22 protein-coding genes and 1 pseudogene are annotated in these 21,557 nt (G+C 57.5%); 15 read left to right on the forward strand and 8 right to left on the reverse strand.

Going from position 1 to position 21,557, the window contains the following annotated elements; all coding sequences use genetic code 11:
• Positions 1-4 precede the first annotated feature (4 nt).
• Positions 5-1,054 carry a chemotaxis-specific protein-glutamate methyltransferase CheB gene (gene cheB / locus N6L25_RS12680; protein WP_271980892.1) on the forward strand — a complete coding sequence of 350 codons (1,050 nt, stop codon included), beginning with the start codon at positions 5-7 and terminating at the stop codon, positions 1,052-1,054.
• Positions 1,055-1,239: 185 nt separating this feature from the next.
• On the forward strand, positions 1,240-1,950 hold the full coding sequence (locus N6L25_RS12685; RefSeq protein WP_271980894.1) for an SGNH/GDSL hydrolase family protein: 711 nt from the start codon (positions 1,240-1,242) through the stop codon (positions 1,948-1,950).
• A gap of 25 nt (positions 1,951-1,975) precedes the next feature.
• Here the strand turns inward: N6L25_RS12685 and N6L25_RS12690 are convergent, their stop codons facing one another.
• Both N6L25_RS12690 and N6L25_RS12695 read right to left on the reverse strand, forming a co-directional pair.
• Positions 1,976-3,349 carry an ATP-binding protein gene (locus N6L25_RS12690; RefSeq protein ID WP_271980896.1) on the reverse strand — a complete coding sequence of 458 codons (1,374 nt, stop codon included), beginning with the start codon at positions 3,347-3,349 and terminating at the stop codon, positions 1,976-1,978.
• Positions 3,333-4,001: a response regulator transcription factor gene (locus tag N6L25_RS12695; protein WP_271980898.1), complete on the reverse strand. Its 669-nt coding sequence runs from the start codon at positions 3,999-4,001 to the stop codon at positions 3,333-3,335. The genes N6L25_RS12690 and N6L25_RS12695 overlap by 17 nt, the downstream gene beginning before the upstream one ends.
• 203 nt (positions 4,002-4,204) lie before the next feature.
• Between N6L25_RS12695 and N6L25_RS12700 the strand changes: the two genes are divergently transcribed.
• The 3 genes from N6L25_RS12700 (at position 4,205) to N6L25_RS12710 (ending at position 7,437) form a co-directional block, all read left to right on the forward strand.
• The gene (locus N6L25_RS12700; protein WP_271980900.1) at positions 4,205-4,768 is read left to right on the forward strand and encodes a cupredoxin domain-containing protein; all 564 of its coding nucleotides are present in this window, start codon (positions 4,205-4,207) and stop codon (positions 4,766-4,768) included.
• Between the two features lie 108 nt (positions 4,769-4,876).
• On the forward strand, positions 4,877-6,691 hold the full coding sequence (locus N6L25_RS12705; RefSeq protein WP_271980902.1) for a copper resistance system multicopper oxidase: 1,815 nt from the start codon (positions 4,877-4,879) through the stop codon (positions 6,689-6,691).
• A gap of 77 nt (positions 6,692-6,768) precedes the next feature.
• Positions 6,769-7,437: a copper resistance protein B gene (locus N6L25_RS12710; protein WP_442915242.1), complete on the forward strand. Its 669-nt coding sequence runs from the start codon at positions 6,769-6,771 to the stop codon at positions 7,435-7,437.
• Between the two features lie 213 nt (positions 7,438-7,650).
• Here N6L25_RS12710 and merR read toward each other — a convergent pair whose 3' ends face one another.
• Positions 7,651-8,106 carry an Hg(II)-responsive transcriptional regulator gene (gene merR, locus N6L25_RS12715; RefSeq protein ID WP_271980904.1) on the reverse strand — a complete coding sequence of 152 codons (456 nt, stop codon included), beginning with the start codon at positions 8,104-8,106 and terminating at the stop codon, positions 7,651-7,653.
• A gap of 72 nt (positions 8,107-8,178) precedes the next feature.
• Here merR and merT point away from each other — a divergent pair, with 72 nt between their 5' ends.
• The 6 genes and pseudogenes from merT (at position 8,179) to N6L25_RS12745 (ending at position 11,421) form a co-directional block, all read left to right on the forward strand.
• The gene (gene merT / locus N6L25_RS12720) at positions 8,179-8,571 is read left to right on the forward strand and encodes a mercuric ion transporter MerT (protein ID WP_442915240.1); all 393 of its coding nucleotides are present in this window, start codon (positions 8,179-8,181) and stop codon (positions 8,569-8,571) included.
• 13 nt (positions 8,572-8,584) lie between these two features.
• On the forward strand, positions 8,585-8,863 hold the full coding sequence (gene merP / locus N6L25_RS12725; RefSeq protein ID WP_271980906.1) for a mercury resistance system periplasmic binding protein MerP: 279 nt from the start codon (positions 8,585-8,587) through the stop codon (positions 8,861-8,863).
• Positions 8,864-8,865: 2 nt separating this feature from the next.
• Positions 8,866-9,111 carry a mercury resistance system transport protein MerF gene (gene merF / locus N6L25_RS12730; protein ID WP_271980908.1) on the forward strand — a complete coding sequence of 82 codons (246 nt, stop codon included), beginning with the start codon at positions 8,866-8,868 and terminating at the stop codon, positions 9,109-9,111.
• Positions 9,112-9,122: 11 nt separating this feature from the next.
• Entirely contained in the window at positions 9,123-10,757 is a 1,635-nt protein-coding gene (merA, locus tag N6L25_RS12735) for a mercury(II) reductase (RefSeq protein ID WP_442915243.1), read from the forward strand.
• Positions 10,756-11,061, forward strand: a pseudogene (locus N6L25_RS12740) (Tn3 family transposase); the annotation flags it as partial. The gene merA and the pseudogene N6L25_RS12740, both read left to right, overlap by 2 nt.
• 30 nt (positions 11,062-11,091) lie before the next feature.
• A complete protein-coding gene (locus N6L25_RS12745; RefSeq protein ID WP_271980958.1) occupies positions 11,092-11,421 on the forward strand; it encodes a YnfA family protein in 330 nt (109 codons plus the stop codon).
• On the opposite strand, the gene N6L25_RS12750 is transcribed toward N6L25_RS12745, so the two are convergent.
• Entirely contained in the window at positions 11,390-11,935 is a 546-nt protein-coding gene (locus N6L25_RS12750) for a winged helix-turn-helix transcriptional regulator (protein WP_271980914.1), read from the reverse strand. The two genes, N6L25_RS12745 and N6L25_RS12750, sit on opposite strands and share 32 nt — an antisense overlap.
• A 216-nt stretch (positions 11,936-12,151) precedes the next feature.
• On the opposite strand from N6L25_RS12750, the gene N6L25_RS12755 reads away from it, so the two are divergent.
• From N6L25_RS12755 to N6L25_RS12765, 3 genes are all read left to right on the forward strand, one after another.
• On the forward strand, positions 12,152-12,886 hold the full coding sequence (locus N6L25_RS12755) for an SDR family oxidoreductase (protein WP_271980917.1): 735 nt from the start codon (positions 12,152-12,154) through the stop codon (positions 12,884-12,886).
• A gap of 14 nt (positions 12,887-12,900) precedes the next feature.
• Complete coding sequence (locus tag N6L25_RS12760) at positions 12,901-13,494, forward strand: 2-hydroxychromene-2-carboxylate isomerase (RefSeq protein ID WP_271980919.1); 594 nt, start codon at positions 12,901-12,903, stop codon at positions 13,492-13,494.
• Positions 13,495-13,572: 78 nt separating this feature from the next.
• On the forward strand, positions 13,573-14,394 hold the full coding sequence (locus tag N6L25_RS12765; RefSeq protein WP_271980921.1) for an acyl-CoA thioesterase: 822 nt from the start codon (positions 13,573-13,575) through the stop codon (positions 14,392-14,394).
• A 19-nt stretch (positions 14,395-14,413) separates the two neighbouring features.
• On the opposite strand, the gene N6L25_RS12770 is transcribed toward N6L25_RS12765, so the two are convergent.
• The 3 genes from N6L25_RS12770 to N6L25_RS12780 are packed head-to-tail and all read right to left on the reverse strand — an operon-like array spanning position 14,414 to position 17,875.
• Entirely contained in the window at positions 14,414-15,133 is a 720-nt protein-coding gene (locus N6L25_RS12770; RefSeq protein WP_271980923.1) for a hypothetical protein, read from the reverse strand.
• Positions 15,134-15,145: 12 nt separating this feature from the next.
• Positions 15,146-17,395 carry a xanthine dehydrogenase family protein molybdopterin-binding subunit gene (locus tag N6L25_RS12775; RefSeq protein WP_271980925.1) on the reverse strand — a complete coding sequence of 750 codons (2,250 nt, stop codon included), beginning with the start codon at positions 17,393-17,395 and terminating at the stop codon, positions 15,146-15,148.
• Positions 17,396-17,398: 3 nt separating this feature from the next.
• Positions 17,399-17,875 carry a (2Fe-2S)-binding protein gene (locus N6L25_RS12780; protein WP_271980927.1) on the reverse strand — a complete coding sequence of 159 codons (477 nt, stop codon included), beginning with the start codon at positions 17,873-17,875 and terminating at the stop codon, positions 17,399-17,401.
• Positions 17,876-18,250: 375 nt separating this feature from the next.
• Here N6L25_RS12780 and N6L25_RS12785 point away from each other — a divergent pair, with 375 nt between their 5' ends.
• The gene (locus tag N6L25_RS12785; protein ID WP_271980929.1) at positions 18,251-20,023 is read left to right on the forward strand and encodes a response regulator; all 1,773 of its coding nucleotides are present in this window, start codon (positions 18,251-18,253) and stop codon (positions 20,021-20,023) included.
• 295 nt (positions 20,024-20,318) lie between these two features.
• Here N6L25_RS12785 and N6L25_RS12790 read toward each other — a convergent pair whose 3' ends face one another.
• Complete coding sequence (locus N6L25_RS12790) at positions 20,319-21,131, reverse strand: hypothetical protein (protein WP_271980931.1); 813 nt, start codon at positions 21,129-21,131, stop codon at positions 20,319-20,321.
• Positions 21,132-21,557: the final 426 nt, after the last annotated feature.

The raw sequence follows: 21,557 nt of genomic DNA on the forward strand, positions 1-21,557 counted from the left end.
CCCTATGAAAGTACTGATAGTGGAAGATTCCATCGTGGTGAGACAGCTCTTGCGTTACATCTTAGAGCAGGGCGGCATGGAGGTCATTGGCGAGGCGACCGATGGTGAGGAGGCCCTAAGCCTCATTCAACAGCAACGGCCAGACGTCATTACCATGGATGTGCATTTACCGAAGATGGATGGGTTCGAGTGTACCCGCAGAATCATGGAGAGCGACCCGATTCCCATTGTCGTGGTTACCGGCAGCTACAACATCAGCGACAGTGCCTTTGCCCTGCGGTTACTGGATGCGGGGGCGGTTACCGTGGTCGAGAAACCCATGGGGATGGTGGATTCCAACTTCGAAAAGGATGCCGCCAACCTGATAAAGACCGTGCGGAACGTCGCCGAACTCAAGCTGGTGCGCCGTGTCGAGCGGTTTTCGTCTGCACCATCTCCAGAGCCCGAACGCAACTGGGCCCCCAAACTGGTGGCTATTGGCGCCTCCACGGGGGGGCCGGCAGCCCTGAAAGCCATGTTGGCGGCCCTGGAGCCGTCATGCCCCTGGCCGATACTGGTCGTCCAACACATCACGCCGGGATTTTTACCTGGTTTTTGCGAATGGTTAAACGGCGACTCCAACCTGAACGTTCAAATTGCGCAGAACGGCACCCGCGCCAATGCTGGCAACGTGTATGTGGCCCCGGATGGGGTCGATATGGCTATTGATGACGGCTTGCACATACGGCTCGTACAGCAAAAGGGGGTTGGTAACCTGTGCCCTTCGGCAGCGTCCTTGTTTGAAAGTGTCGGGCGGAATTTGGGCGGGCAAGCCCTGGCCATTCTGCTGTCGGGAATGGGTAACGACGGCGTTAGCGAGATGCTGGAACTAAAAAAATTGGGCGCGCTGACGCTGGCGCAGGATGCCGAATCTGCCGTGGTCAACGGCATGCCAGGTGAGGCGATGAAGGCCCATGCGGCCTCTCGCAGTTTGCCTCCAGAGGCGATCGCCCAGGTTCTGAACCAACTGGCTCATGCCCCATCCGGTCAAGCTGCAGGTCATTGCTCGGACTGACGTTTTGTTGAGCCACCGCGGGTGGGAGCTTAGGGAGCCTCTGATTAACTCCGAATCGCCTCTGCGCGATCTGGGTCGGCTGGTTTCATCGAGTAGATGCGCCAGGTTCATGGCACTGGCGATAGATGTTCGGCAATCTATGGGGTACATTGGCAATGCTGCGAATCGCCGGAACAACGCCAACCATGCTTGAAATGCTTGCCACCCTTGCCCTGAGTCCCTGGCTGATTGGCCAAGGCCTTTACACTCGCGCGAAAACGCCCAGGCTGCCGGAAGCAAAAGGGCCCCGTGAAGGACTCAGCGGAGAGGGCTCCCCCCTGAAGGTGTTGGTACTTGGCGACTCCGCGGCCGCCGGAGTGGGCGTGCGATATCAGTCCGAAGCCCTCAGCGGTCGGCTCGCCCAAGACCTTGGTAAAGACTTTTCCGTTGCCTGGAAACTGCTCGCGCAAACCGGTCGGGATGCCGGCGAGGTATTGGCCTTGTTGGAGGCTGAGCCGGAACAACGCTTTGATGTTGCCGTGCTTTCCGTTGGCGTTAACGATGTCACGGGAAGGACGAGTCTTCAGACCTGGGACAAGAACCTGCACCGCCTGCACACCTGTCTTACAACCCGCTTTGGCGTTCGCCACGTTTTCTTCTCGCCCATCCCTCCTATGCATGCGTTTCCCGCTCTACCACAGCCCTTGCGTTGGTGGCTTGGCCGACGGGCTCGCCATTTGAATCAAGCGTTGGCAGAGAGGGTGAGCCGTCATGATAACTGCACCCTGCTGGCGGGGGATTACCCGATAGATCCCAATCTGATGGCTGCCGATGGGTTCCATCCCGGCGAGGAGGCTTATTCGCTGTGGGCGAGTGAAGCCGCTGGCGCAATTCGACGGCGGATATGGACGCGTTAAGCGGGCGGGGCATTGTCGAACATGCTTACCTGCGACCCGCATGTGCGGTGTTAGCGGGCAGTTCGGGTGTCGGTATCTTGAGGATAGCTTCCAGGCCTTTTGATGGGCGGTTGCTGAAACTTAACGTAGCCCCGTATCGCTGAACAATGTCGGCCACAATGGCAAGCCCCAGGCCATGGCCGGGTGTCTGCTCGTCCAGCCGCAAGCCTCGGGTGCCAAGATCGTTGATCAGCTTATCGTCCACGCCGGGGCCATCATCACTCACCTGGATGCTGAGCGTCGTCTCGCCCGCCTGCAAACACAATTCAACGCAGCGAGTAGACCACTTGCCGGCGTTGTCGAGGAGATTGCCCAGGATCTCGTTCAGGTCGTGTTCTTCAACTGGCCAACGGCAATCGTCCGTAAGCTCGGTCATCAATTCAAACGACTTGCCGGGGTAAAGCCGCCCCATCATCCACAGCAGATCTCGCGCCTGTTTAACCGGGTAGGCACTCTTGCCGATTTGGGGCCCGGCAAATTTACTGCGCCGCATCTCCGCTTCCAGCTGCCTGGCAATCTCGCCAAGCCGTGCGGCCATTTCCTGCCGTAGTTCCATGTCCAACGGCCGACTGGTGTCCTCGAGTATCTGGCGAACTGCGGAAATGGGCGTCTTGATGCTATGGGACAGGTTGGCCAAGGCCTCCCTGGATCGCGCCAGCCTTTGGTCCAGGGAGTCCAGAAGCTGGTTCAGCTGCAGCACCAGTGGCTGGAACTCTTCGGGCGCGTGGACATCGAGGCGGGAGATCTCACCGCCTTGCAAACTGCGCAGTGCGGTTCGCAGGGAGGCGACTGGCTTCATGGCCAGGGTAATGCCCAGCCAGATAACCGCGGCCAGCAGCAGGATAAGCGCAATCGACACGATGGCGGTCCAGATGTGCAATTCCACCTGGCTGGCCTTAAGCGCAGCCATGTCTTCGGACACAATGACGACGATCGGTTGACCCGCCACCAGGAAAGCCTTTCGATAGGCGAGGATGTCCACGGGGTTGGCTTGGGCATCGTAGTCCTGGATACGAATGGCACCCTGGGGACCAGACTGAACCAGCGGCTCCAGAACCGGTGCCCATGATTCCGGAGAGAGGATCGTTTGCTGGGGAGTGTGAATCACAAAGGCGTGATGAAACACCTCCTCGAAGTAGTCTCCGGTCTGAAGTTCCTCGATCCTTCCGTCGAATTGCCGAATCTGGTGCTCAAGGAAAGCGACCTCATCCTGGATTCGATTCTCGACAAAATCGCGGGACATGCGATCAAGCAGTAGACCGTGAACAAACCAGGCAAGAGCCATCAAGCCAACGCCGGTGGGTAAGAGAAGGAGCAGGAGCGCTTTTCGAACAGAGCTGATTTTACTCAGGAGCGTCATTGAAGGTATATCCCTGCCCACGCCGGGTTGCAATCGTGTCTGGGCCCACCAGTTTACGCAATCTTCGAATGTAGGCTTCTATGAGGTTTTCACTGGGACTTTCGCTGAGGTTATAGAGTTGCTCCATCAGCTGCTCTTTCGAGAAAACCTGGCCCGGCCGACTCATCAGGCAACGCAACAGACGGAACTCGGTACCGGTCAGGCTATGACTGGAGCCGTCGGCGAGTCGAAGGCTTTGGCGATTCTCATCCAGTTCAAACCTGCCGGCCTTGAGCGTTGACTGGACTCTCCCTTCGCTACGGCGAACGATGGCATGCAATCGGGCGATCAGTTCTTCGGATTGGAACGGCTTGGCGAGATAATCGTCCGCGCCGGCCTTCAGGCCATTCACTTTGTCTTGCCATTCGCCCCGCGCAGTCAGGATGAGTACCGGGAAGAGGGCACTGTGTGCCCGCCACTGACTCAATACCTCCAGGCCATTGCCGTCCGGCAGCCCCAGATCCAGTACGCCCACCCGATAGTCTTCCTGCTGGCCGAGTAAGACGGCATCTTTGGCGGTGCCGGCAACGTCCACGCTAAAGCCCGCTTTTTCCAGTTGTCTGGATAGTCCGTCAACTAATAATCGATCGTCTTCTACCAGCAATAACCGCATCGAAATTTCCTTGTCGTCCGTTTCAAAGAGGGATCAGAGTGTGGCTGACGAAACTGAACTCAATCTGAATATAAATTCTACCGGGATTTTCAGGAAGAATTCAGGCTGGCGCGAGACCCTAGGGTACGTTTTGATCCTGTAGCCTGAAAGGTCTGGAAAGTACGCAGGTTTTATCCATCGGTTGCACGTTAGGAGAGTATCAGATGAAAAGTTCCAAGTTGATTGTGGCTGCCGCCACCATGGCGGTCTCGATGACGGCCCTGGGCGGCGGGACCCATGGTGGCGGCCATGGCCACGCCACCCCTATCGGTGAGCCTGGCCTCGCCGACGATGTCAGCCGGACGATCTCGCTGTCGATGAAAGACAACTACTTTGAGCCCGAATTCGTCAACGTGGTGCCTGGTGAAACGGTACGTTTCAGCATCCATAACGAAGGCAGCCTAGTGCACGAATTCAATATTGGCACACCCGACATGCACGAAGCCCACCAAGAAGAAATGCTGATGATGGTGGACCACGGCGTCATACAGGGCGGAACACTAAACCGGGACATGATGAAGATGGACATGGGGAACGGTCACACCATGGAGCACGATGACCCTAACAGCGTGTTGTTGGCCCCAGGTGAATCGGCGGACATTATCTGGACCTTCAGCACACAGGCGAATCTCGAGTTTGCCTGCAATGTACCGGGCCACTACCAATCCGGCATGTACGGTGATGTCCAGTACGAGTCCGGTGCCGATACTCAGGCGCGCGCTGAGTGAAGCCGTTGCTCGGCAATTAATGCGGAGTAGTTAAAAAAAGTAGCGTAATGTGCGGGTAGCCCAGGATGGGCTATCCCGCTTGGGAATTGATACAGAGGTGAACATTTAATGAGAACCAGTCTAGTGGCAGGCGCTGTTGCGCTACTTCTTCCGATCATCGCCAATGCTGGCGAGTACAACTTGACGGTTGATCGGGTTGAAATCGACACCGGTGAGTTTGTAAAGAAAGGGATTGGCTATAACGGTGCATCTCCAGGTCCGGTGCTGCGATTCAAGGAAGGCGAAGAGGTCACCATTAATGTCACCAACAACCTGGACGAAATGACCTCGATTCACTGGCATGGACTGATTCTGCCATTCACTCAGGACGGAGTGCCGGGTATCAGTTTTCCAGGCATCATGCCTGGTGAGACCTTTACCTACCGGTTTCCCTTGGTTCAAACCGGAACCTACTGGTTCCACAGCCATTCCGGATTTCAGGAACCGGATGGCGCTTTCGGCGCGATCGTCATCGAGCCGAAGGGCAGGGAGCCTTACCGCTATGACCGGGAATACGTTGTCCAAATGACGGACAAGCACCCCCACTCCGGCGACCGCATCATGCGCAATCTGAAAATGATGCCCGATTATTACAATCGCCAGCAGCAAACCGTCGGTGAGTTCTTTTCCGATATCTCCGAGTATGGCTTCATAAACACCCTGCGGGATCGTCTTGCCTGGGGTGGTATGCGGATGATGAAAGCCGATGTGGAGGACGTCCAGGGCTTTGTCGGCATGATCAATGGCAAAAGTCCGGAGCAGAACTGGACCGGGCTGTTTGAACCCGGTGAGCGGATTCGCCTGCGTTTCATCAATTCCTCCGCCATGACCTATTTTGATGTGCGGATTCCGGGGCTGAGCATGACGGTGGTTCAGGCCGATGGCAACAACGTCCAGCCGGTGACGGTGGATGAGTTCAGGATTGGCGTTGCGGAAACCTACGATGTGATCGTACGACCCAGGGATGCCTCTGCGTACACGATCTTTGCCGAATCCATGGGACGTTCAGGCTATGCTCGGGCAACCCTGGCTCCCGAACCCGGCATGGAGGGCGAGGTGCCTGACATGCGGGAGCCCGTTCGACTGACCATGGCCGATATGGGCGGTATGCACGGCATGGATCATTCCGATATGGCAGGATTGGATCATTCCAACATGGCGGGCGTGGATCATTCCAACATGGCGGGCATGGATCATTCCAGTATGGCGGGCATGGATCATTCTGATATGGCAGGTATGGATCATTCCAGCATGGCGGGTATGGATCATTCCAACATGGCGGGCATGGATCATTCCAGTATGGCGGGCACGGATCACAGCAGCATGCCGAGGAACGGCAATAGCCCTAGCGACCCGTTTTACGCAGAAGGGAGCGGACTGATTCCGACGGCAGCGAATGGTGGCAAATTCCTTTCCTACGCCGACCTGAAGGCACAGACGCCGCTATACGATGAGCGTGAACCCACCCGGGAAATTGAGCTGCGGCTTACCGGCAATATGGAGCGCTATATTTGGAGCATCAATGGCGTTAAGTATGAGGATGCAGATCCGATTCGACTCCAATACGGCGAACGGGTTCGGTTTAAATTCGTGAACGAGACCATGATGACGCACCCCATGCACCTGCACGGCATGTGGTCGATTCTCGATGTTGGCGCTGGCCAGTGGAACCCCATCAAGCACACCATCAGCGTGCAACCCGGCACCACCATGTATATGGAAACCGAAGTGGATGCGCCGGGGCAATGGGCCTTCCATTGTCACCTGTCATACCATGCCGCCGCGGGCATGTTTCGTAAGGTGGTCGTTGTGGGTGGTCCCGAGCCTGCCCAGGCGGCAGCCGACGCAGCCACTGATGCAGCGAACGAAGGAGGCGACGCATGAGGTGGGAAAAGTGCCTGATGGCGTCGTGGCTAGTGGGATTCGCGGTCCTGCCTGTGGTGGCATCGGCCCAGGTGCCGATGGAAGACACCACCGAACGGAAAAAACCTCTGCGAACCTGGGGCGTTCAGTTTGAGGAGCTTGAATATCGCTACAGCGACGATGATGAAGAGCTGGGTGTTTGGGATGCGGATGCCTTCTACGGCACCGACACCCTGAAACTACGCTGGTTGACCAGCGGCGAATACGCGATTGAAGAGCAGGCTTATGAAGCGCTTGAGAATCAGCTGCTGGGCCAGATCCCCATTTCGACCTTTTTTGATGCCAAGGCGGGCGTGAGGGTCGACACTCCGGAAGGGGAAGATCGCGTCTACGGGGTGCTCGGAGTTGCCGGGCTGGCGCCCCAGTGGTTCGAAGTAGACGCAAGCCTCTATGTGAGTCATAAGGGCGATCCATCGGCCGAAGTGGATGTGGAATACGAACTGCTGTTGAGCAACTACTGGATTCTCGCGGCCACGCTGGATGCCACCGTGGCCTTTAGCGAAGACCGGGACATTGGCGTAGGCAAGGGCTTGGTTTCAACCGAAGCCGGCTTGAGATTGGGCTACGACCTGATTGACCGCTCCGTTTCGCCTTACATCGGCATCGTCCATGAACGCCGTTACGGGGACACCGCTGACTTCGCCGAGGCCGAGGGCGGCAGCCGCGAAGATTGGTTTGCGGTTGTTGGGGTCAGGCTTTCGTTATGAGTCTCTGTTTAAGAAGTTCTTATTGATCCCGGACTTGTTGCTGGCGACGCCTCGGTTTCGACAGCAACGAGCTCGTTAATAACTCTGTGTAACTGCACACCTTTCGCCAGACGACTGTGCAGGTGGAAAGCCGTTACATCCTTCGTTCCAAGCTTTTCAGCCCTTGCTCTGTCAACCCGCGTTAAGTCCGACTCTTCCCTTGAATCGAAAGGATTAATGCTCATCCGTCGCGCGCGTGCCTGACGCTGATGCGGTTGGAACCGTGCCCTTTTGCAACGAAGCAACCAGCGGGCAGGAAACGTTCCCCCTTCGTCTGTGACAAGCTCCGACAAGCTGAGCCAAAGCCATTTCCAAGCGTTGCAAGTAGGCCAACTTTTCCCGCACCTCCTGAAGCTTGTGCTCGGCCAGGCGGCTGGCTTCATCACAATCGGTACCATCCTCCAGTCGCAGCAGCTCGGCGACCTCATCGAGACTGAACCCCAACCGCTGGGCGGACTTGATGAACCGCAGACGTCTAACATCCGCGTCGCCATAGCGGCGAATCCCGCCAAAGGGTCGATCCGGCAATGGCAGCAGCCCCTTGCGTTGATAAAAGCGGATCGTCTCCACGTTGACACCGCCGACTTTGGCAAAGGCACCGATGGTCAGATGTTCCAGATCGCCACCCATCCTGCTTGACTCCGTACATGACTACGGACGTAACCTTACAATATCAACAGGCGTGGCGGAAGGAGATCCATTATGGCGCAACTCAAACAAATGACGATGACGGAGCCCAAGCAGGCGGCGGAATCGAAGAAGGGGCGCGGTGCTCTAGTCGCCGGCGGCGCCGCCGCCATCCTCGCCTCGACCTGCTGCCTAGGCCCTTTGGTGCTGATCGCGCTCGGTTTTTCCGGTGCCTGGATCGGCAACCTGACGATACTGGAGCCTTACCGCCCAATCTTCATCGGCGTCGCCCTAGTCGCGCTGTTTTTCGCCTGGCGACGCATTTATCGGCCTGCGCAGTCCTGCAAGCCAGGTGATGTCTGTGCCGCTCCTCAGGCCAATCGGGTTTACCAGGTGATCTTCTGGTTTGTGGCCGCTCTGGTCTTGATTGCGCTCGCCTTTCCCTACCTGTTGCCGCTGTTTTACTAAAAGGAGATCTCCTATGAAAAAGCTCGCTGTTCTTGCTGCGTTAGCCGCTACACTCGGCACCCCGGCCTGGGCCGCAACGCAGACCGTGACATTATCGGTGCCCGGCATGTACTGCGCCGCCTGTCCGATCACGGTCAAGACGGCGCTGTCCAGAGTGGACGGCGTCGAGGCGACCAGGATCGAGTTTGACAAGCGTCTCGCCATCGTCACCTTGGACGATGCCAAGACCAATGTGGAAGCCCTGACCCAGGCGACCGAGAATGCCGGCTACCCGTCCTCGGTAGCGAAGTAAGCATGAAAAATCCGAAGGCGCTGCTGCGTATCGGGGCGGTGGGTTCATTGGTGACGGCGCTGTGCTGTTTCACACCGATTCTGGGCCTCCTGCTTGGCATGCTCGGCCTCTCCGCCCTGAGCGGTTACCTCGACTATGTCTTGCTGCCGGCGCTCGCAGCGTTCATTGGCTTGACCCTTTATGCGCTGTGGCGAAAACGCAAAGCCGAGGCGTGCTGCCCGCCATCTGGAACGGGAGATGACAAGTGATCAGAATCAACGTGGACGGGATGACTTGCAACTCCTGTGCGTTGCATGTACAGGAAGCCCTGTCCGGCATTCCGGGCGTCAGCGAAGCGACGGTGTCCTATCCCGACGGCAAGGCGGAGGTGATGGTGACCGATAGCACGGCCCCGGAGAGAATACTGGCAGCGATTGACGCGTTGGGGTATCAGGCGACCTTCGATACCGATGGGGAGTCGAGCACCGACGGGATAACGGCCTCTGCCATAGGCGGTGAGCGCCCGCACATTGCCGTCATCGGCAGTGGCGGTGCCGCGATGGCGGCGGCGCTGAAAGCCGTTGAGCGGGGGGCAACAGTCACTCTGATCGAGCGCGGCACCATCGGCGGTACCTGTGTCAATGTCGGTTGTGTGCCGTCCAAAATCATGATTCGGGCGGCCCATATCGCGCATCTGCGCCGGGAAAGCCCGTTCGATGGCGGTATTGAGGCCAGCGCCCCGGCCATTCTGCGCGAGCGGCTGTTAACCCAGCAGCAGGCGCGCGTCGAGGAGCTGCGGCACGCCAAATATGAAGGCCTCCTGGACAACACTCCGGCTATCACCGTGTTGCGGGGAGAAGCCCGGTTCAGCAGCGAACACAGCTTGAGCGTGCGATTGCGCGACGGCGGCGAGCGCGTGGTCGACTTTGACCGCTGCCTGATCGCCACCGGCGCGAGCCCGGCGATTCCGCCAATTTCCGGTCTCAAGGACACACCCTACTGGACCTCCACCGAGGCGTTGGCCAGCGACACCCTGCCGGAGCGTCTGGCGGTGATCGGCTCGTCGGTGGTGGCGGTGGAACTGGCGCAGGCGTTCGCGCGGCTCGGCAGCCGGGTGACCCTACTGGCTCGCAGCACCCTGTTCTTCCGGGAAGATCCGGCGATCGGTGAAGCGGTCACCGCCGTCTTCCGCCTGGAGGGCATCCGGGTGCTGGATCATACCCAGGCCAGCCAGATTGCCTATACAGACGGCGAATTCGTGCTCGACACACCTCAAGGCGAAGTCCGCGCCGACAAGCTGCTGGTCGCCACCGGACGGGCGCCGAACACAGGAAATTTGGCGCTCGACAGCGCCGGCATTGCCGTCAATGAGCAGGGTGCCATCGTCATTGATAGCCAAATGCGGACCAGTAGCTCCCATATCTATGCCGCCGGCGACTGTACCGACCAGCCGCAGTTCGTCTATGTGGCAGCGGCGGCCGGCACCCGCGCAGCCGTCAACATGACCGGCGGGGACGCCAGCCTGGATCTGACCGCCGTGCCCTCGGTTGTGTTCACCGATCCCCAAGTGGCCACGGTCGGTTATAGCGAATCTGAGGCGCATCACGACGGCATCGAGACCGACAGCCGGACACTGACGCTGGACAATGTGCCCCGTGCGCTGGCGAACTTTGATATGCGCGGCTTTATCAAGTTGGTTGCCGAAGCCGGTACCGGCCGGCTGATTGGTGTGCAGGCGGTCGCCCCGGAAGCCGGCGAGCTTATCCAGACGGCTGTGGTCGCCATCCGTGCGCGGATGACGGTGCAGGATCTCGCCGATCAGCTGTTCCCCTATATGACAATGGTCGAGGGGCTGAAGCTCGCGGCGCAAACCTTCAGCAAGGATGTAACGCAGCTGTCCTGCTGCGCCGGCTAATGGCCATGGCCAAATGCGGGATTCGCGAACCCGACAGCTGCGGCCAGAAGACGTTGCCAGCGACCTCAATCTGGTGGTCGCGATTGTCCTCTGGAATACGGTTTACCTTGACCGGGTAATTCGGGCGTTACTTGAATCGGGCAAGAACATCGATGAGAGGCTGCTACCGCATCTTTCGCCGCTGGGCTGGAAACGCATCAACTTGACCGGAGATTACATCTGGCGGCAGCATAAACAGGTCGAGCAAGGAAAGTTCCGGCCATTGCCCGTGATGGATGAAGCAGCAGTAGAAATTTCTTCGTAAGGTTTATCAACTGTGGAGTCGCTGATCTTGATTCTGAAAACGACTGGGTTATTCATCGCAACGGCACTTTCTGAGATCCTGGGCTGCTTTCTGCCGTACCTGTGGCTTCGTAAAGACGGTCCAATATGGCTGTTGATTCCGGCAGCGATGAGCCTGGCCCTGTTTGTTTGGCTGCTCACGTTACATCCAGCCGCCAGTGGCCGTGTTTATGCCGCCTATGGTGGTGTTTATGTAGCTACCGCACTGGTATGGCTGCGAGTCGTGGATGGCGTCAAGCTGTCCACGCTGGATTGGGCAGGGGCTGGAGTCGCGCTACTTGGCATGTCAATCATTGTACTGGGTTGGCACGACAAGGCTTAGTGTACGATTTATTCCTTTTCGTGAGATGACCCCTTGTTGCTGAGGCCCCCGCGGATTCGTCAGCAAGCCATTTGGGGCTGGGCTGCACCGAGATATCCCTGGCGGTTATCGGGTCACCGCAATGAGAGCAGACGGTCACTGGGCTCATGGCGTGACCACAGCCTTTGTGGACATGAAGCAAAGGCGCTCCCCGTTCGTCCGCCATGTGTTTGTCGCCCCAGTGGACAATCGCCATCACCACGGGATGAAGCTCCAGGCCTTTTTCCGTCAGGCGATATTCCTCGCGCCGGGGCTTGTCCTGATAGGGTTTTTTGACCAGTACTCCGTGCTGAACAAGCTTCTTGAGTCGGTCCGTCAGTACGTGGCGGGTGATACCTAGCCTGCGCTCAAATTCCTCAAATCTCCGCACTCCCAGGAAACAGTCCCGCAGGACCATCAACGTCCAGCGGTCGCCGATGACCGAGAGGGTTCTGGCGACGGAACAGGGCTGTTGATCGAGTTCTTCCCAACGCATGGCGAGCGCTCCTTTCTAAAAACCTTCACTCAGTTTAGCTTGACAAGTTCTAGAAAGGAACTGACTATCTAATAGTTCCAAAAAAGAACTGACGCTTCCATAACTGCCTGATCAAGCGCTGATGAATACAGAGCTGGCAGTTTAGTGTTGATGAACAATCGTACTGATAAAAATCGTACTGATAAAAAACCGTCCTGTTAAAAAAGGGGAGGCCCTATGAGCCAGGTGAAAGATCAGGTTGCCCTAGTCATCGGCGCTGGAGATGCGACCGGTGGCGCGATCGCCAAGCGCTTTGCGCGAGAAGGCTATACCGTTGTGGCGACTCGCCGGCGGCAGGAGGAGCTGCAGCCTCTGGTGAATGAAATCGAAGCCGAGGGCGGTAAGGCCCACGGCTTTGGTTGCGACGCCCGCGATGAGGATTCGATGGTGGATCTATTTGCCAGGATCGAAGCAGAGCTTGGTGAAGTCTCGGTGGTGATTTTCAACATTGGCGCCAATGTCTACTTTCCCATCACGGAAACGACCGGACGGGTGTATCGCAAGGTATGGGAGATGGCGGCCTTTGCGGGCTTCTTGACTGGGCGTGAAGCCGCCAAAGCGATGCTGCCGCGGAATCGGGGCACCATCATCTTTACTGGCGCGACGGCGTCGCTCAGGGGCGGCTCCGGTTTCTCAGCGTTTTCCGGCGCCAAGTTTGCCCTCCGGGCCCTGGCCCAGAGCATGGCCAGGGAACTGGGCCCGCAGGGCATCCACGTGGCTCACGCGGTGATTGACGGCGCGATCGACACGGCCTTCATTCGCGACAACTTCCCAGATCGCTACGCTCTGAAAGAGCAGGGCGGCATCCTTAATCCGGACCACATCGCAGACCAATACTGGCAGCTGCATCAACAACCACGGGACAGCTGGACTCACGAGCTGGATTTACGTCCCTGGATGGAAACCTTTTGAGCAGGACAAGCAAAATGACCCGATCCCTTGAGTTCTATTTTGATGTGGGCAGTCCTGCCAGCTATCTGGCTTGGACCCAAGTAGCCGGTCTGGCTGAGCGAGTGGATGCCGAGCTGGTGTGGAAACCGATGCTTCTGGGCGGTGTGTTCAAGGCAACGGGCAACCAGTCTCCCGCCATGATACCGGCCAAATCCAAGTACAGCCGGATGGACATGCAGCGCCATGCCCGCCAGTACCGCGTGCCGATGAATTTCAATCCTCATTTCCCCATCAACACCCTGTTGCTGATGCGCGGTGCTGTTGCCTACCTGGATACCCCCCGCTTCCACGACTATCTGGCAGCAATCTTTAACGCCATGTGGGTAGACCAGGAGAACATGGGCGAGCCTGAAGTAGCGGCCCGAGTACTGGCGGCGGCCGGGTTTGATCCGCAAGAGCTGCTCAATCGCTGCAACAACACGGCGGTCAAGGACCGGCTCAAACACATCACCGAAGAGGCGATTGCCCGTGGCGTGTTTGGCGCGCCGACGTTCTTTGTGGGCGATGAAATGTTCTTCGGCCAGGATCGGCTGGGGCAAGTGGAAGCGTTTTTGAACTCCCAGCGATAGCCACTTTCATGGGCCACCGTGTCACGTTGTGGCCCTGATCCCAGTTCTACTAGTCAATTCTCTTCCGGAGGCAATACCATGACGCAATACACCGCCATTCATGCTCTTGACCAGGCAACCGCGCTCCGGCCTGGAAGCGAAAACCAGTACCTGGGCCGGTTTCCACCAGCCTACGCCAACATGGTTGGGCCCTTTGGCGGCATCATCGCCGCCACCGTACTGAATTCGATACTTTCTCATCCCAATCGGCAGGGTGATCCGGTTTCCATCACGGTGAACTTCACTGGGCCGGTGGCGGACGCGCCTTATGAAATTAGCGTTCGAATAGCCCGTACCAACCGGTCGAATCAGCACTGGGTCATCGAACTCACCCAGGACGGCGCCACAGCCGTTACCGCCACGGCCCTGTTGGCCTCCCGCAGAGACAGCTGGGAAGGGGAGGACATTACCATGCCGGATGTACCCGCGCCCGGGGAAGTAGAGCGTCTGGAGACCGGGGCCTATATGTCCTGGCTGAATAATTACGAGTTTCGGGTTGTTAAGGGTGGCTTCGTCCCCGACGGTCAGGAGGGTGAACGTTCCGACGCAACCACCGGAGTCTGGGTTCGGGATGCGCCCCTCCGGCCGCTGGATTACCGGTCTCTGCTGGCAATAAGCGATTCGTTTTTTCCTCGCATTTTTGTCCGCCGCCAACAGCCTCTCCCGGCGAGTACCGTGTCGCTGACCACCTACTTCCACGCCGATGCCAGCAGCCTGGCAGCACAGGGAGATCGCCACCTGTATTGTGAGGCCAGGGCGAGCCGGTACCACCAGGGCTTTTTCGACCAGGTCGGCCAGCTATGGGGGGCGGACGGCGACTTGTTGGCTACCACCCATCAACTCGTTTACTTCAAAGGGTGAATCGGCCCGGGTGACCTCGCTAGTTCGGGGGGCAGGGCTGGCCGGCCGCCCCCCACAGGCCCACATCGGCGATGTGGACCTCCAGGGTCCCAGGCACTGGCTCCCGGTTGCCTCCGGGGTTCCAGCCCCATAACACGAAGCCATGATGGGAGGCGTCATCCCTCAAGTGTTCAATCAGGCCAAGGGCGTCGCGCCCACCGTTACGCGCCGGGTCTTTGAGTTGCTGGCAAATCTCTGCGCCGGATTTGCCAAACCACGCAAATTCCACCGGAGCGAGTTGCCAGGGAAGACCGACATGCGGTGGAGCGTGGGGGACATCATTTGGCTCGGTTGAGGTCATGTGGCAAGTCGAACAGAGGAGGGTGCCGACGCCAATGCGGCTGACCCCGGCGTTAACGTTCATACCATGGGGCCGGGGCCGATCAAAACTCGGGCCTGACCACATCGGGATATTGTCTGCGCCAACATGGCAGTTGGAACAACGGGGGTGGGTGACCACCGCTTCGATTCGCTGCCAGGCTTTGAGCCCGTCAGCCTCGCTCACGCTACCCTTGGGCGGCATTTCCTGGCCGCCATTGCCTGCGCCAAAGACAGGGGTTGGGAAGGCAAGGATAACGAGGGCAAACGTAGCAATAACCAAGATAGCAGGAACAAAGATAGCGGGAACAAAGCTAGCAGGGACAAAGGTGGCCTGCGAACAGGTGGCCAATGACATTGCCAGGCGAATGGGTTTCATCATCTTGCCCCCCCATCAAACAAAGTTGATGAATTTGTTGAATGGCATCTCACGGATGCGCTGGCCGGTGGCGGCAAAGATCGCGTTGGCCAATGCAGGTCCCGCAGGGGGCACTGGGGGCTCACCAATACCACGGATCTTGGGGCCATTGGCGAGTCCCATCACTTCGATCGGCGGACACTGGTGAATTCGCATGCCTTCATGAACGTGGAAGTTGGTCTGCTGTACCCTGCCATCGGCGTAGGTGAGCTCGCAGTTCATGGCGTGCCCCAGGCCCCAGACCACGCCGCCCTGAACCTGGTTTTCGAAATTGATGGGGTCGAGTACCCCGCCAACGTCGGCGGCAACCCAGACCTTGTCTATCCGAATGCCTTTGTCGGTGGCGGTGACGTCGATCACTTCCGCCACCGGGACGCCGAACGATTCCACGAAGGCGACCCCCCGGCCCTGACCGTTGCCCAGCGGACCATCCCAGTCAGCCATTTTGGCGACGGCTTCGAGCACTTTGCGGTGGTAGTCCACCGTGCAAAGTTCAATTCGGGCCTGTAAAGGGTCCTGTCCTGCGGCATGAATCAGCTCGTCAATGAAGCTTTCGCCGATAAAGCCCGCTGTGACTGCGCCCACCGACCGCCAGGACGAAGTCGGGGATAGCCCCGTCACCGCATAGGCTGTGGTGCGAAAATTCGGAATGCCGTAGGTCATGTTCCACACCCCGGATGGTATCTGGGAATCTGGGTCTGTGGACGGCATGCCCATGCGACCGAACATCGACCGAATAGCCGACGTGGTGGCAATGTGAAAATCTGCGGCAATTATCTTTCCATCTTTGACGGCGCCCCGGTTCCGGCCCATACCGATTTGTCGGGGGAAATCCTGCAGAAAATCTTCCTCCCGGGAAAAGGTCAGTTTGACCGGTGTCCCCCGCATTTTATTCGCGACTTCAACGGCATAGCGAACGTGTTCGAATTCCAGCCGATGCCCGAAACTGCCGCCGGAATACTGATTGTAAAAGGTAGCCTGTTCCGGCTGGAGGCCGGTTAGGGCGGCCGCCATTTGCTCAACCCCCTGGGGAATCTGATGCCCGGTCCAGACCTCGACGCTGTCGTCGCGAACCAGGGCCACGGCATTGAGGGGTTCAAGGGGCTGGTGAGCGGCGTAGGGCACCCGATATTCCGCTTCCAGCACCTCGGCGGTGGCAAGGGCTTTTTCCATATCGCCGTCCTTGCGCCAGATCTTGTCCGCTTGATCGGGGGTAAACGTTGCTTCAACCATCGCCCAGTGGTCTGCCTGCTCGCTGGGGTAGTCGGCTTCCGCCCACTGACACTCCACCGCCTCGGCGGCCTTCATGGCGTACCAGGTGTTGGTCGCAACCACGGCAATACCATTGGTGACGGGAAAGATCTGTTGCACTCCGGGCATAGTCTCGGCCTTGCCGGCATTAAATCCGGTCATCGGCGCGCCCTTGTGGGGGTTGAGTTTCACGGCCGCGTACACCATGCCATCCATTACCAGATCGATGCCGAATTGCAATGAGCCGGTGCACTTGGCCTCGACGTCGAGTCGCTGCATGGTCTTGCCAAGCAGTCGCCATTGCGATGGATCGCGCAGGGTGACTTCTTCGATCGGTGCGAGGGTGGCCGCCGCTGCCGCCAGCGCGGTGTAGGGTATGGTTGCGCCACCGGGTAACAATACCGCTCCCGCCTTGGTACCTAACTCACTAACCGGAATCCCGGTTCGTTTGGAGGCTGCCGCCTTCAGTGTCTCTCGCGCCACCGCGCCGGCTACCCGCAACTTGGTGTAGCTGTCAGGCACGGTGCTGGAACCACCGGTCATCTGCATGCCCTGTTCCTTGAGCCACTGCAGTGCCGCCGCGCGGGCGGCCTCAGCTTCGGGGCTGAGATCGGTGGCCATAAATGGGGCAAATTCCTCTACCAGCCCGCCGTTGTAGTAAACCGGGCTGGGTGGTCCAAAATCGGTGTCGAACTGAGCCAGTTCCAGATCCATTTCTTCGGCAATCAGGGCAGCCTGTATGGCCACTACGCCTTGACCAACGTCGGCGTGGGGCGTTACCAGGGTAATGCCCTCGGGCGTTATCTTGACCCACGGGTTGAAGGTAGCCGATTCCGGGCCAAGCCCGGTCAACAGCGGGTTGTTGGGTTCCGGCGTGGTCGCGAGTACGCCCAGTGAGTAGCTACCGAAAGCGACACCGCCCGCCAGCGCGGCACTGCCAATGAGAAATTCCCGACGGGAGTAAGTAGGGCTCATCGCTCAACTCTCCGTTGAATGGGTGGGCGATAATTGGGTGGCAGCAGCGTGGATGGCCGTGCGAATGCGGGCGTAGGTGCCGCATCGGCACAAATTGCCGGCCATCGCGGCGTTGATGTCATCGTCTGTCGGGTTCGGCGTCGTTGCGAGCAGTGCAGCGGCCTGCATGATCTGCCCGGTCTGACAATAGCCGCATTGCGGCACCTGGTGTTCGATCCAGGCTTGCTGCACGGCTCGAAATGGTTTAGTGGTCATTCCCTCAATGGTTTGAACCTGAGCGCCTTCCAATAAACCGATTCGGGCCTGGCAAGACCGCACCGGCAATCCGTCGATGGTGACCGTACAGGCACCGCATTGGGCAATGCCGCAGCCGTACTTCGGCCCGGTGATTCCCAATTCATCCCGAAGTACCCACAGCAGCGGCATATCCGGGACAACATCCACCTGCCGCTCTTTGCCATTAACGGTGAGTTGGATCATGTTCGATCTCCACATGTGGGCTGTTTTACATCTCGAAGTCTGATCAGAAAATGATCAGGGCTGATTTCTTGGTATAGGCAACGAGGTGCAATCGGGCAAATAGCTAAAAGGCTTATGCAATTTGGGGTTATTACCCCGACTAGGCCATTGAGAGGTGCTCCGGGCGATTTGATCTGAAACCTGCTATGTTTTTTAGGACTACCCGAAGGATGTTTCGCGAGTTGATCGCCAGGTCAATATGCCGCGATCCCATCCAGTCCGATATGGGAAGCGTTTCTCGACACACGCCGCTCCCTTGCAGCCGAAGGTTTCAAGTGCTGGTTGGCGATAACGTGGGTCAAGGTCATGTCCACCAGGGGACTTTGATAAAGCGATATGTCAGACCAACCAGTCCCACCGCCTGAGTTTAATGAGCCCGAGGCGCACGCCGATGCTTATCGACGATTTCGTTACCGCATTACTGCGGTGCTGGGCTTTATATTCATAAATGTCCTGCTCTACACCACGGTGTTCGAGAATCGGGCCGTTGTCCTGATATTTGGTGTCTGGGGGGCGATCATATTGCTGCTCGCGCTTTGGGCCATCACCGGTAAAGAAGTCGCCCGCCTCGACCAGACCTCTCCGGCGGCGTTTATCGTGAGTATTCTTGCCCTGGTTGCCGCCAGTGCCGTTACTGGCTTCACCGATTCAAATTTTATTTGGTACCTCCTGTTGGCGCCGGCTGGGGCTGCGCTGCTGCATTCATCCAGATTGTCCGTGATCGCCTTTATGGTGACGGTGTTGGTTCTGTTCTTGTTAAAATCCATTGAGATCGCGATTGATCCGGGACCACGACAAGCCGCTTCTTTTGAGACGCTGTTTGTCCAGGTGATCCTGTTAAGCACGATCACCTATTTGGGCATCGTGTCCCGAAACGCCAGCGACGCGTTCATCCAGAAACTGCAAAAGGCTCGCGCCAAATCCCATGAGGCCGAGCGCAAGGCCATTCTGGCCAGTCAGGCCAAGTCTGGGTTCCTGGCCAGCATGAGTCATGAAATCCGCACGCCACTTAATGGTGTGATCGGTGTGAATCGGTTGTTGCAGGAAACCAGCCTGAATGACGAGCAACGTTCGTTGGTGGCTATGGGGAAAGTAGCGAGCGAATCCCTGCTTCACCTGGTCAATGAGATTCTGGACCTTTCCAGAATTGAAGCGGGCAAGATGGAGCTGGAATCGGTGCCGTTTGACTTCTCGCAAGTGGTATCGTCGGTGGTAACGCTGCTTCAGGATTCGGCATCGCGCAAATCGTTGGCGGTCACTGTCGATAGCACACTGGAGAAACATATACGGCTCATGGGCGATCCTTTGCGGTTACGTCAGGTCCTGCTTAACCTGGCCTCCAACGCCGTCAAGTTTACCTCCAGTGGGCTCATCACCATCAAGTGCCGAAAAGTCACTCAGAAAGATAAAGACATCAGGGTCCGGATAGACGTCATTGATACCGGGCCCGGCATGTCAGAGGCCGATCAGGCGCGGTTGTTCTCGGTGTATTCCCAGACCAGGGAGTCCATCGCCCGAGAATTCGGCGGGTCAGGGCTTGGCTTGGCAATTTCCAGGCAGCTGACCGAGTTGATGGGGGGGGATATCGGCGTTAACTCCGCCTTAAACGTGGGCTCGACCTTCTGGGTTGAGATTCCGTTTAGCATGGCCGAGACAGCGCTGGCCGAAGAGAAGGCGTTATCAGAATCTAGGGAGGCAATTCCACGCACCTCATTGTCGCTGATTGAGCCCCCGAAACCGCTGTCCGGTTGTGTTCTGGTGGCGGAAGACAATAACATCAATCAGATCATCGTGCGCAAGATGCTGGAGCGTTTTGGGCTTTCGGTGCGTATCGTCGAGGATGGCAGGCAAGCACTGGAAGCTGCTCGATCCGAACGGTACGATCTCATCATTCTGGATTGCCAGATGCCGGTGATGGATGGTTTTGAAGCCTGTAAGGCCATACGATCGCTGGAGCAAGCCGGGAATCGACAGCCCATTGTCGCCCTCACTGCGAGCGCGTTTAAAGACGATCAGGCGAAGTGCCTGGCCGCTGGTATGGATGATTTTCTCACCAAGCCCATTGATGCCGGCAGGCTCTATGTCACGCTGGAAAAGTGGCTCGATTGAGTGGTTGTGATATTCGACGTAAGGGGATAAGACGGTTTGCTCATAGTGAACCTCAGATGCCATGTGCGGGGCGCCAAACCCTGCCAGGTCGGTATTTTTGTTGTCTTCTCGCTCAGCGATTTGTTGGCAATAAGGTTAGGAGCTGAGCGGGACTAATCCTCCTACAAAGTGATCAAAGCGTCACGATGACGAAAGGGTCGATATGATGGTTGCCAAACAGGCGGCCAATCCACGATCTAGCCTCTTCGGAATGAGTTTGGAGCAGGGGGAATGCTTATAAGGGAGGGATGGGGAGTTAGTCGCTGGGAGCCTCGTACGTTTGCCAATCCTGAAAGGGTAAACGGATATTACGGTAGAGCTGTTGCAGCCGGCCCTGTTGCTCAAGTGTTAACAGGGCTTGCTCAAGAATAGCCTCGGTCCGTTCTCCCATCTCACCCCTGGGCACTACCATGACTTCTTCGAAGCATGCGTGGAGTTCCCGGTGCACGTCCTGAAGGTCGAGCTCGCGAAGCGCATGATCAGCTTCCTCCTGGACCATCAAAAATCCGTCGACCCGTTTTGCGGCAATCTGTTTCAATGCTTGCTTGCTGTCGTTCACCTCCGTCATAGGCAAAACCCCGAATTGGGCCGCGCCTCGTACTGTAATGAGTCGATAGGGATAGTGTTCGTCTAGAGGGTAGCGATAAAGCTCATCCCGGGTTAGCTTGGTGTCGCGATGGGAATATAAAACGACGCAGGCTTCACCTATTGTCGTGCTCATCAGGCGGAACGGCTCTACCCACTTAGTGGCTCCGGGAATTCGCGGCATTGGGAGGTGGAAGTCAGCATTGCGGTTAGTGAGGTTCCACAAGGATCGCGCGAGTGGAAAGTGCATTATGGTGATCGAGCCTTTTGTGTAGACCTCATCGATGGCTTTCACCAAATCAATATAGCCATCCTCAACGTTGGAACCTGTATACGTTTCCAAAAAGCCTATGCCAGCTCGAAGATCCTGGTTCCAGCCAGTAGAGGGTAACAGCAGGAGGCTGATAAGCCAGAAGGGACGGCTCAAGCCGATACAGGGCCGCAGCTTCTTAATGAGCGAGCGCAGCGTCAACCTAAGGTGCATAGCGGGTACCTCAACAGGTCATGGAATGGACAGATGTTGGCTGATTGAACATCGCCCACCACTATCGAACTGGCTAACATTCTCAGTTTAGTAACTGCTCTATCGGCTCGTCAAAAAGGTGTTTTGAATAGCGAAAAAGTCGGCCTACTAGACGTTCGAAACTAGAAGTACACGTTTTTCGATGTGGATCTAATCATCCTGCTTCCCCCATTAGTCGTAATACCAATAGAAGCCCAACTTCAACCAAGTGAACGGTTTGCTGTACGCCTAAAACCGGTATGTTGAAGCTGTGAAGAAATTGAATGCGTATTCCGGCGAACGTGAACACCCATTCTGGTTGAACGTGAACACCTCGTTTCTTAACGCATCACCCACCGGAGTTTGTACTCCGGGTGTTCACGTTCAGTCAATTTCCTGAAGTCGTTT

It is taken from the genome of Marinobacter sp. SS21, assembly GCF_028369065.1.
Lineage (GTDB): Bacteria > Pseudomonadota > Gammaproteobacteria > Pseudomonadales > Oleiphilaceae > Marinobacter.

Excerpts from the sequence above, each read along its gene's own strand:
- N6L25_RS12790 (WP_271980931.1), bottom strand. The coding sequence starts at position 21,131 with ATGCACCTTAGGTTGACGCTGCGCTCGCTCATTAAGAAGCTGCGGCCC.
- N6L25_RS12780 (WP_271980927.1), bottom strand. The coding sequence starts at position 17,875 with ATGATCCAACTCACCGTTAATGGCAAAGAGCGGCAGGTGGATGTTGTC.
- N6L25_RS12770 (WP_271980923.1), bottom strand. The coding sequence starts at position 15,133 with ATGATGAAACCCATTCGCCTGGCAATGTCATTGGCCACCTGTTCGCAG.
- N6L25_RS12705 (WP_271980902.1), top strand. The coding sequence starts at position 4,877 with ATGAGAACCAGTCTAGTGGCAGGCGCTGTTGCGCTACTTCTTCCGATC.
- N6L25_RS12700 (WP_271980900.1), top strand. The coding sequence starts at position 4,205 with ATGAAAAGTTCCAAGTTGATTGTGGCTGCCGCCACCATGGCGGTCTCG.
- N6L25_RS12690 (WP_271980896.1), bottom strand. The coding sequence starts at position 3,349 with ATGACGCTCCTGAGTAAAATCAGCTCTGTTCGAAAAGCGCTCCTGCTC.
- N6L25_RS12695 (WP_271980898.1), bottom strand. The coding sequence starts at position 4,001 with ATGCGGTTATTGCTGGTAGAAGACGATCGATTATTAGTTGACGGACTA.
- N6L25_RS12765 (WP_271980921.1), top strand. The coding sequence starts at position 13,573 with ATGACGCAATACACCGCCATTCATGCTCTTGACCAGGCAACCGCGCTC.
- N6L25_RS12750 (WP_271980914.1), bottom strand. The coding sequence starts at position 11,935 with ATGCGTTGGGAAGAACTCGATCAACAGCCCTGTTCCGTCGCCAGAACC.
- merF (WP_271980908.1), top strand. The coding sequence starts at position 8,866 with ATGAAAAATCCGAAGGCGCTGCTGCGTATCGGGGCGGTGGGTTCATTG.
- N6L25_RS12710 (WP_442915242.1), top strand. The coding sequence starts at position 6,769 with ATGGAAGACACCACCGAACGGAAAAAACCTCTGCGAACCTGGGGCGTT.
- cheB (WP_271980892.1), top strand. The coding sequence starts at position 5 with ATGAAAGTACTGATAGTGGAAGATTCCATCGTGGTGAGACAGCTCTTG.
- merR (WP_271980904.1), bottom strand. The coding sequence starts at position 8,106 with ATGGGTGGCGATCTGGAACATCTGACCATCGGTGCCTTTGCCAAAGTC.
- N6L25_RS12685 (WP_271980894.1), top strand. The coding sequence starts at position 1,240 with ATGCTTGAAATGCTTGCCACCCTTGCCCTGAGTCCCTGGCTGATTGGC.
- merT (WP_442915240.1), top strand. The coding sequence starts at position 8,179 with ATGGCGCAACTCAAACAAATGACGATGACGGAGCCCAAGCAGGCGGCG.
- N6L25_RS12760 (WP_271980919.1), top strand. The coding sequence starts at position 12,901 with ATGACCCGATCCCTTGAGTTCTATTTTGATGTGGGCAGTCCTGCCAGC.
- merP (WP_271980906.1), top strand. The coding sequence starts at position 8,585 with ATGAAAAAGCTCGCTGTTCTTGCTGCGTTAGCCGCTACACTCGGCACC.
- N6L25_RS12785 (WP_271980929.1), top strand. The coding sequence starts at position 18,251 with ATGTCAGACCAACCAGTCCCACCGCCTGAGTTTAATGAGCCCGAGGCG.
- N6L25_RS12775 (WP_271980925.1), bottom strand. The coding sequence starts at position 17,395 with ATGAGCCCTACTTACTCCCGTCGGGAATTTCTCATTGGCAGTGCCGCG.
- N6L25_RS12755 (WP_271980917.1), top strand. The coding sequence starts at position 12,152 with ATGAGCCAGGTGAAAGATCAGGTTGCCCTAGTCATCGGCGCTGGAGAT.